Annotated in this window: 9 protein-coding genes; 5 read left to right on the top strand and 4 right to left on the bottom strand. The window is 72.9% G+C overall.

What is annotated here, in order from left to right:
• On the top strand, positions 1-1114 hold a 1114-nt coding region (locus DZF91_RS40660), incomplete at its 5' end, for an ABC transporter substrate-binding protein (protein WP_117360692.1).
• 194 nt (positions 1115-1308) lie between these two features.
• Here DZF91_RS40660 and DZF91_RS31405 read toward each other — a convergent pair.
• Complete coding sequence (locus tag DZF91_RS31405; protein ID WP_117360691.1) at positions 1309-2097, bottom strand: SAM-dependent methyltransferase; 789 nt, start codon at positions 2095-2097, stop codon at positions 1309-1311.
• 562 nt (positions 2098-2659) lie between these two features.
• On the opposite strand from DZF91_RS31405, the gene DZF91_RS31400 reads away from it, so the two are divergent.
• Positions 2660-3613, top strand: a complete 954-nt coding sequence (locus tag DZF91_RS31400) for a ferritin family protein (RefSeq protein ID WP_199487020.1) — start codon at positions 2660-2662, stop codon at positions 3611-3613.
• 64 nt (positions 3614-3677) lie between these two features.
• On the opposite strand, the gene DZF91_RS31395 is transcribed toward DZF91_RS31400, so the two are convergent.
• Positions 3678-4310 carry an HAD-IA family hydrolase gene (locus DZF91_RS31395; RefSeq protein WP_117360690.1) on the bottom strand — a complete coding sequence of 211 codons (633 nt, stop codon included), beginning with the start codon at positions 4308-4310 and terminating at the stop codon, positions 3678-3680.
• A gap of 70 nt (positions 4311-4380) precedes the next feature.
• Here DZF91_RS31395 and DZF91_RS31390 point away from each other — a divergent pair, with 70 nt between their 5' ends.
• Positions 4381-5139: a DeoR/GlpR family DNA-binding transcription regulator gene (locus DZF91_RS31390; RefSeq protein WP_117360689.1), complete on the top strand. Its 759-nt coding sequence runs from the start codon at positions 4381-4383 to the stop codon at positions 5137-5139.
• A 162-nt stretch (positions 5140-5301) separates the two neighbouring features.
• Here the strand turns inward: DZF91_RS31390 and DZF91_RS40655 are convergent, their stop codons facing one another.
• Positions 5302-5715: a YybH family protein gene (locus tag DZF91_RS40655; protein WP_158588095.1), complete on the bottom strand. Its 414-nt coding sequence runs from the start codon at positions 5713-5715 to the stop codon at positions 5302-5304.
• 198 nt (positions 5716-5913) lie between these two features.
• On the opposite strand from DZF91_RS40655, the gene DZF91_RS31380 reads away from it, so the two are divergent.
• On the top strand, positions 5914-6159 hold the full coding sequence (locus tag DZF91_RS31380; RefSeq protein WP_235834697.1) for a sulfurtransferase TusA family protein: 246 nt from the start codon (positions 5914-5916) through the stop codon (positions 6157-6159).
• Positions 6160-6334: 175 nt separating this feature from the next.
• Here DZF91_RS31380 and DZF91_RS31375 read toward each other — a convergent pair whose 3' ends face one another.
• Positions 6335-6829, bottom strand: a complete 495-nt coding sequence (locus tag DZF91_RS31375) for a hypothetical protein (RefSeq protein WP_117360686.1) — start codon at positions 6827-6829, stop codon at positions 6335-6337.
• 316 nt (positions 6830-7145) lie between these two features.
• Here DZF91_RS31375 and DZF91_RS41390 point away from each other — a divergent pair, with 316 nt between their 5' ends.
• Positions 7146-7490 carry a PASTA domain-containing protein gene (locus DZF91_RS41390; protein ID WP_199487019.1) on the top strand — a complete coding sequence of 115 codons (345 nt, stop codon included), beginning with the start codon at positions 7146-7148 and terminating at the stop codon, positions 7488-7490.
• The last annotated feature ends 71 nt before the right edge of the window (positions 7491-7561 follow it).

Below are 7561 nucleotides of genomic sequence, written 5' to 3'. Positions count from 1 at the left end.
GGCCTGCGGCGGCGGGGACGGCGGCGGGAGCCGCGGTGGCGGGAAGGCCGCGGCGCTGCCCGCGGCGACCGGCAAGGACGATCTGCGCGGCGCGTGCCCGGCGACGGTCACGCTCCAGATGAACTGGTATCCGCAGGCCGAGCACGGCGGGCTGTACCACCTGCTCGGGCCGTCCCCGAAGGTGGACGCCGACCACAAGACGCTCACCGCCCCGCTGACGGTGGACGGGCACGACACCGGAGTGCGGTTCCAGATCCGCTCGGGCGGACCGGTGACGGGGTTCCAGCCGGTGTCGTCGCTGATGGCGTCCGACCCGTCCATCACCCTCGGCGTGGTCGCCACCGACGAGCAGGTCGCGCAGGCCGGGACGCACCGCCTGCAGGCCGTGTTCTCCCCCATGGACGTCAACCCGCAGATCATCATGTGGTCGCCGCAGGCCCACCCGGACTGGAAGACGATCGCCGACGTCGGGCGCGGCGGGGCGACCGTCCTGTACGCCAACGGCGCCAGTTTCATGGACTACCTGACCAGCTCGGGGCAGCTGCGCAGGTCGCAGCTGGACGGCTCGTACGACGGATCCCCGGCGCGGTTCGCGGCGTCCGGCGGCAAGATCGCCCAGCAGGGGTACGTCACCAACGAGCCGTACAGCTACGAGCACGAGGTGACTGCCTGGCGCAAGCCGGTCGCGTTCCAGCTCGTGCACGACACCGGGTACGCGATCTATCCGGAGTCGGTGGCGATCCGCCCGGCCGACAAGGCGAGACTCGCGCCGTGCCTGAAGCGGCTCGTCCCGATCTTCCAGCGCGCGACGGCCGAGTACATGCGGGACCCGGCGGAGACCAACAGGATGATCGTGGACGCGGTCCGGCGGTTCAACACTACGGCCGCCTACACCGCCGAGCACGCGAGGTTCGCGCACGAGGCGCTCGGCCGGTACGGCATCGTCCGCAACGGAGCGGACGGCGTGCTCGGCTCGTTCGACACGGCCCGGGTGCAGAAGGTGATCGGGCTGCTGCGCCCGCTGGAGGCGCGCGGCGGCAAGCCCGTTCCGGCCGGGCTGAGCGCGGGCGACCTGGTCACCGGCGAGTTCCTGGACCGCTCCGTCCACCTGTGACGGCGGCCCCCGCCGGACGGGGCGGTCCCCTCCTGAGCGATCGCACCGCCCCGTCCCGATGATCCGAATCTCCCGCGTCGAGCGCCCCGGCGGGAGACCCCGGAAAGATCTTGGACAGACCCCCGGCCCGTGCCGCCGTCCGCCGGTGGGTTCGCCGTCCGTCTCCGGACGGCGCCGCGGGCGGCGGGTGCGGGTCAGCCGAGGCGGGCGACGCCGCCGAGGAGGGAGTCGGTGCGCGGCGAGCCGTCCTCGGCGGGGCGCCAGCGCCACGGCCGGACGAGACCGGGCTCCACCAGGTCGTATCCCTCGAACAGCCGCTGGATCTCGGGTTCGGTGCGCAGCACCATCGGGACGGTCGCCCCGGAGAAGCCCGCGTACCAGCCCTGCTGCTCGGCCTCGGACATGCCGTCCGCGCACAGGTGGGAGATCGTCACGTAGGAGCCGGGGGCCTGGCGCTCGCGGAACGCGCCGACGATCCGCGCCGGGTCGTCCTGGTCGGTCACGAAGTGGAACACGGCGACGAACAGCACCGCCACCGGCTCGTTGAAGTCGAGCAGCTTGTTCAGCTCCGGGTCGTCCAGGATGGTCTCGGGCCGGCGCATGTCGGCGGTGACGATCCGCGTGTTGTCGTCGGCCAGCAGCGCGCGCCCGTGCACCGCGACGATCGGGTCGATGTCGACGTAGACCACGCGCGAGGCCGGGTCGGCCTCCTTGGCGATCTGGTGGGTGTTGCGCACGGTCGGCAGACCGGACCCGACGTCCAGGAACTGGCGGACGCCGCACTCGCGGGCCAGGTACTCCACCGCGCGGCCGAGGAAGCGGCGGTTCTCCATCGCGGTGCTGCGCACCCGCTCCTCGCCGATCGCCGCGTACAGCCGGGAGTTGGCCTCGCGGTCGATGGCGTAGTGGTCCTTGCCGCCGAGCGCCTCGTCGTACATCCGGGCGGCGGTGGGCTGCCCCAGCGGCACCTGGGTGCGTTCCATCGGGCCCCTTCCCTCGTGGACTTCGGTGATCACGGTACCGAACCACTTTCGGCCGCGCGGTAAATGATCATAATTCCCCCGAAGGGGGCAGGCCACCCGCCGGGCCGTCGGCGCGCGAGGCGCTGCTCGGCGCCGTCCGCGAAACCCCTCCCCCGGACTGCCCGGCCGTCCGGCAGGACGCCGCCGAGCCCGGGGAGGCGTCGCCGGACGGCCTGTCGGACGGGTGCGCCCCGGCGGGGTTGTCCGACCGGGCGCGCAGCCGCCTTCTGACCGCGTTCCGCGGCACCCGCGTCTGACCGCCGCAGCGGTGGTGGCGGTGGCGCGGAGCGCCTGACCGCGAGCACGTCGGCGAGCGCCGAGGCGGCCGGCGGACTCGGAGGCGGCATGACCGGGTCACCCCCCCAAGGCGAATTGACCAAGTCTCAACCTCTCTCGGGTGGTGACGGACGGCGCGCGCAAATATCACAGACTGTGATCACTTCGGCACGGTCCGGGATGAGCGGGCCCGGCCCGCGCTTCTCCTCCATGCCGCTTTCCGCCTTCGAGCAACGAGGAAGAGAACGTGACCGTAGTCAGAACCACCGTGCGCCGCCTCGGCGCGGGACTCGCCTGCGCGACCACCGTCGCGCTCGGTCCCTTCACCCCGGCGGGCCCGGCGTTCGCGGCCGAGCACCATCCCGCCACCACGCGCAACACCCTCACCGCCATGCACGGCGAGGCCATGGCCCATGCCAGTTACCACTTCCGGGCGGCGCAGGCGGGGCACCAGCGTCTGCGCAGGACGCAGGCCCTGTTCGACAGGACCGCCAGGACCGAACTCCACGACCATTTCACCAAGGAGGCACGCCTCGTCCACTTCGTCCACAGTGACGTCGCCAACCTGCGCGAGAGCATCCGAGGAGAGATCGAGGAGGCGACGCACCTGTACCCGCGCTTCGCCGCCGAGGCCCGGCGGGACCACGACGGCAACGCCGCCCGGGCGTTCGGCGAGTTCGCCCGCGACGAGAAGCGCCACGCCCGGGCCTTCCTGAAGGCGCTCCACGCCCTCACCCACGGCCGCGGCCGCATCCCGGCCGGTCCGCGGGCCCACCCGGTCACGGTCGTCGCCGGACGACCGCGGGTGCACTCGGCGCGGACTCTGCGCAACCTGGAGACCGCCATGCGGGGCGAGGCGTTCGCCCACGCCAAGTACACCCTCTACGCCGAACACGCCGGAGGGCGCCGTCCAGCCCTGGCCGCCCTGTTCCGACGGACGGCCGCGGTGGAGCTGACCGAGCACTTCGCCGAACAGGCGAAACTCGCCGGAGCCGTCCACGACACCGCCGACAACCTGCGCAGGAGCATCGCGGGCGAGACCTACGAGGCCACCCGGATGTACCCGGGTTTCGCCCGCACCGCGCGGGCCGAAGGCGACGGCAGGGCGGCGAGGCTGTTCTCGGAGATCGCCCGGGACGAAGCCGCGCACGCCCGCGCTTTCCGCGCCGCGCTCCGGGAGCGGGCCCGCGCCCGGAGCTGACCCGCGGCCGAGGCGAACGGCGGCGCGTGCCCGGTCGCCTCGGATGACCCGAGGCGCTCGCGCGTCATCGGCGCCCGGCCGGTGAGGCCGGCAGGAGGAAGGACAGATCCGCCCAGAGCTTGGCGGCGTTCTGGAAGAGGAGCGCCCGCATGCCGGCGCTCTCGGCCGCGTCCACGTTCTCCTGCCGGTCGTCGATGAACAGCACGTCCGCGGGCCGGGCGGCCAGGATCGCACACGTTCGGTGGTAGATCTGCGGGTCGGACTTCACCATGCGCAGGTCGGCGCTGTACAACCGCTGCCGGAACGCCGCCGCCCAGCCCTCCCCGTCGATCACCCGCGCCGTCTCCGGGGCGGCGTCGGCCAGCAGCGCCAGCCGGGCACCCCGCGCCGCCAGCATGTCGACGATCTCCAGCGTGCGGGGATCGAGCTCCAGTCGTGCGCTGAGGTCGAGGGCCACCAGGCGGTCGACGTCGACCTGCCCCGGGGGCCTGCCGAGTCGTGTGAGCACCGCGTGCCAGAAGGCGCGCGCGTCCACCGAGCCGCGGTGGTAGTCGGTGCGGTGATACCGGTAGGCGGCCCGGAACCGGGCGGGCTCGACGCCCGTCGCGTCCGCGAGGCGCCGCACGGCCGCACGGGACGGCGGCTTGCCGAGCACACCTCCGTAGTCGAAGACGATCCAGTCCACGGTCCGGTCCACGTGCCGCCTCGCTCTCGGGGTCTGCGAGTGAAACTTGACTTACAAACACGTATCACGTGAGATTGAACACGTGGAAGGTTTGAATCGACATCTTGAGATCATCGAAAGGTTGCGGACGAGCGAGCGGGTGACGGTGGCGGAGCTGGCCGCCGAGACCGGCTGCTCGGAGATGACCATCCGCCGCGACCTGGACCACCTCGCCGACCAGGGCGTCCTGCGGCGGGTCCGGGGCGGCGCGGTGAGCCTGCTGCTGCGCGGGGAGAACCCGCCGTTCGCGCTGCGCGAGCACGAGGCCGTGGAGGCCAAGCGGGCGATCGCCGCGAAGGTGGACGCGATGGTCGCCGACGGCGAGTCGGTCATCCTCGACAGCGGCACCACCACGCTGGCGGTCGCGCGCCTGCTGGCGAACCGCCGCGTCACCGCGATCCCGCTGGACCTCTACTCGCTGAACGCGCTCAGCACCGCCCCCGACGTCCGGCTGCTGGTCCCCGGCGGGCAGATGCTCCAGGGCACCTGGCTGCTCACGGGCCACCTCACCGAGGCGTCGCTCGCCGCGCTGCGCGCGGACACGGCCGTCATCGCGGTCTGCGGCCTGTCGGCCGAGCACGGGCTGACGGCGCACGACCTGGCCGAGGTGCCGGTGAAGCGCGCCGCGATCGCCGCCGCGCAGCGCAGGATCGCCGTCTGCGACGGCTCGAAGTTCGGACGCACCGGGCTCGGCCACGTGTGCCCCGCGACCGACCTGGACGCGGTCGTCACCGACGGGTCCGCCCCGCGCGACGAACTGGAGCGGCTCGAGGCCGCGGGCATCCGGGTCATCCAGGTCTGACCGGGCCCCCGAAGCATGCGCGCGGGCGTGCGCGCGGGCGTGCGCGCGGGCGTGCGTGCGTGCGGCCGTGCGTGCGGCCGTGCGTGCGGCCGTGCGTGCGAGAGGGCGCGCGCCCGAACGATCGCGTCGAGGGGCCTGCCGGTCAGAGGTGCCCGGACGGGCTTACTGCTGGGCGGACGGGGTGATCTGGGTGCCCTGCGCGGACACCAGGCGCCAGCCGCCGGTCGCGTCGGCGGCGAAGACGTGGGTGTAGCGGCTGCCGCTGGTGAAGGACGTCCCGTCGGCGTCGCTGAAGTTCATGCTCGTCCTGCCGACGACGATGGCGGCGTCGCCGACGCGGCGGACGACGGCGTCCGCGTGGTGCGACTCGATGGCGGGGAAGCGCAGGCCGCCGTCGATCGCGCCGAGCAGCTGGGCCTTGGTGACGGCCGCGCCGTCGTTGACGGCGACGAGGATGAACTCCTCGTCGAGCAGGCCGTCCAGGCGCGCGGTGTCGGCGGCGACGAGGGCGTCGAAGAAGCGCTGGTCGTGGTCCAGGAGGGAGGCGCGGTCGTCGGGGTTCGCGATGAGGCTCACAGGCGTCCGTTTCCGGGAGTGGTCGAGAGGACGCCCCAGCCTAGAGCCACCATGATCTTCCCTCCGCCGCCGGAGGCCCTCGCCCGGCGGCGCGGGAGCGATAATGGGACGGCCCGCTCCCCGACACGCCGCGAAAGCAGTCCTGTGACAAGCCGTCCGGAAGAACCGGTCGTCATCGACGGTGGCGACAAAGCCTGCGTGAGGCTCCTGCTCGAACTCCGCGCCCACCTGGCCGAACTCGCGCCGGGCACCCTCGTCCACCTGCTGGCCTCCGACCCGGCCGCGCCCATCGACCTTCCCGCCTGGTGCCACCTCACCGGCCACCACTACCTCGGCCCCGTCCCCGAGGCCCCGGGCACCCCCGCCTACGCGCTGCGCGTCGCCGCCGACGTCCGCGCGACCAGGCCCGACGCGCCCTGGCACCCGGTCACGCGACAGAACTGACCCGCGGCTCCGGCGACGCGCCGCGCGGCGTCAAGCAGCCGAACCCGGAACGCCGCATCACCCCCCGCGACCGCGTGCGCGAGCGCCGCGACCGGCATCGCCAGCAGGAGTGGGAGAGGCCTTCTCGGTGAGGGCGGGCCTGGATCCACGCCGCGGGGGATCCAGGCCGCCCTCGTCACGCCAGGGTCTGGCAGAGGTTCTCGATCTTCGCGTGCGCGGCGTGGACGGTCTGGTTCCCGTCCGCGCGGAAGACGACGCTGAACTTGCCGTGGATGATGTACTCACCGGCCGGGTAGCCGATGTTGCCCTGCATGACGCCGATGCTGAGGCCGCCGTCGATACGTGCGCGGCGGGTCCCGTCTTTCAGGTGGTGGAACCAGCCGTAGCCCGAGACCTCCCGGACGACCGAGTGGCCGTTGCCGGAGAAGCGGATGACCAGCGGCCCCCGGAATTCCTCGAGCTTGACCTTTCCGTCCGGGTAGGTCTGGAGCGTCCGCACCTCTTCCTGGTCCTCGACGATGTCGCCGCGCACGGTGAACGCGCACACGCCCGTGTCGGTGAACGGCTGCGTCCGGTACGGCCGCCAGTCCCCGCGCCCGGCGGCCGAGGCCGAGGGCCCGGCCCCGATGAGCGCGGTTCCGCAGACGGCGGCGGCGCACGTCAGCGCCATCCGGCGCCCGGTGCTTCTCCTGACCACAGACACCTCCAGTTCGATGGAATTGCCAGGAAAAGTTTCTCGATATCGGGCGCCACACGCCCTAGGCAATTTCGGGTTTGGGCCCCTGGAGACCTCTTCCGGCCATGCCGCGTCTACGCCCGCGACGTCCACGCGGCCAAGCCCGATGCGCCCCGGCATCCGGTCACGCGGCAGAACTGACCAGCGGGTCTGTCGGCCGCGTACCGGGCGGAGTCCGAAATCGGGGGAACCGGCGGCCGGGACGCCGCGTCCCACAACGCGTCATCCTCATCGCTTTCGGGAGCCTGCTTTGCCGATCACTCGTAGTCTCGCCGTCCCTGTCGCCCTCGTCACGGCCGTCGCGGTCGCCGGGTGCGGCGGCTCGGTCCACTCGAACCGTCGGCACCACGGCCCCGCCCGGCGCGCCCTCCAGACGGTCACGGTGCCGAGCGTCATCGGGATGAACCACCAGAAGGCGCAGAACCTCCTGCAGTCGCGCGGCCTGCGCAACATGGTCGAGCGGGACGTGACCGGCCGCGGCCGCAAGCTGCTCATCGACCGCAACTGGGTGGTCGTCCGGCAGAGCCCCAGCCCGGGAAGCCGCGTCTCGTCCAGCACGACCGTCACCCTCTACAGCAAGAAGTACACCGACTGACGGCACCCGGCGCCGCCCGCACCGCCTCGCACCGCCTCGCGCCGCGCCCGCACCGCTCCGGCGGGCGCGGG

Origin of the sequence: Actinomadura logoneensis, assembly GCF_003428695.1 — a bacterium.
Lineage (GTDB): Bacteria > Actinomycetota > Actinomycetes > Streptosporangiales > Streptosporangiaceae > Spirillospora > Spirillospora logoneensis.
The sequence above is the reverse complement of the archived record's forward strand: the minus strand, read 5'-3'. Positions and strand labels throughout refer to the sequence as shown.

Bases quoted from the DNA above. Each gene is read 5' to 3' on its own strand.
- DZF91_RS31405 (WP_117360691.1), bottom strand. From the start codon at position 2,097: ATGGAACGCACCCAGGTGCCGCTGGGGCAGCCCACCGCCGCCCGGATG.
- DZF91_RS31375 (WP_117360686.1), bottom strand. From the start codon at position 6,829: ATGGCGCTGACGTGCGCCGCCGCCGTCTGCGGAACCGCGCTCATCGGG.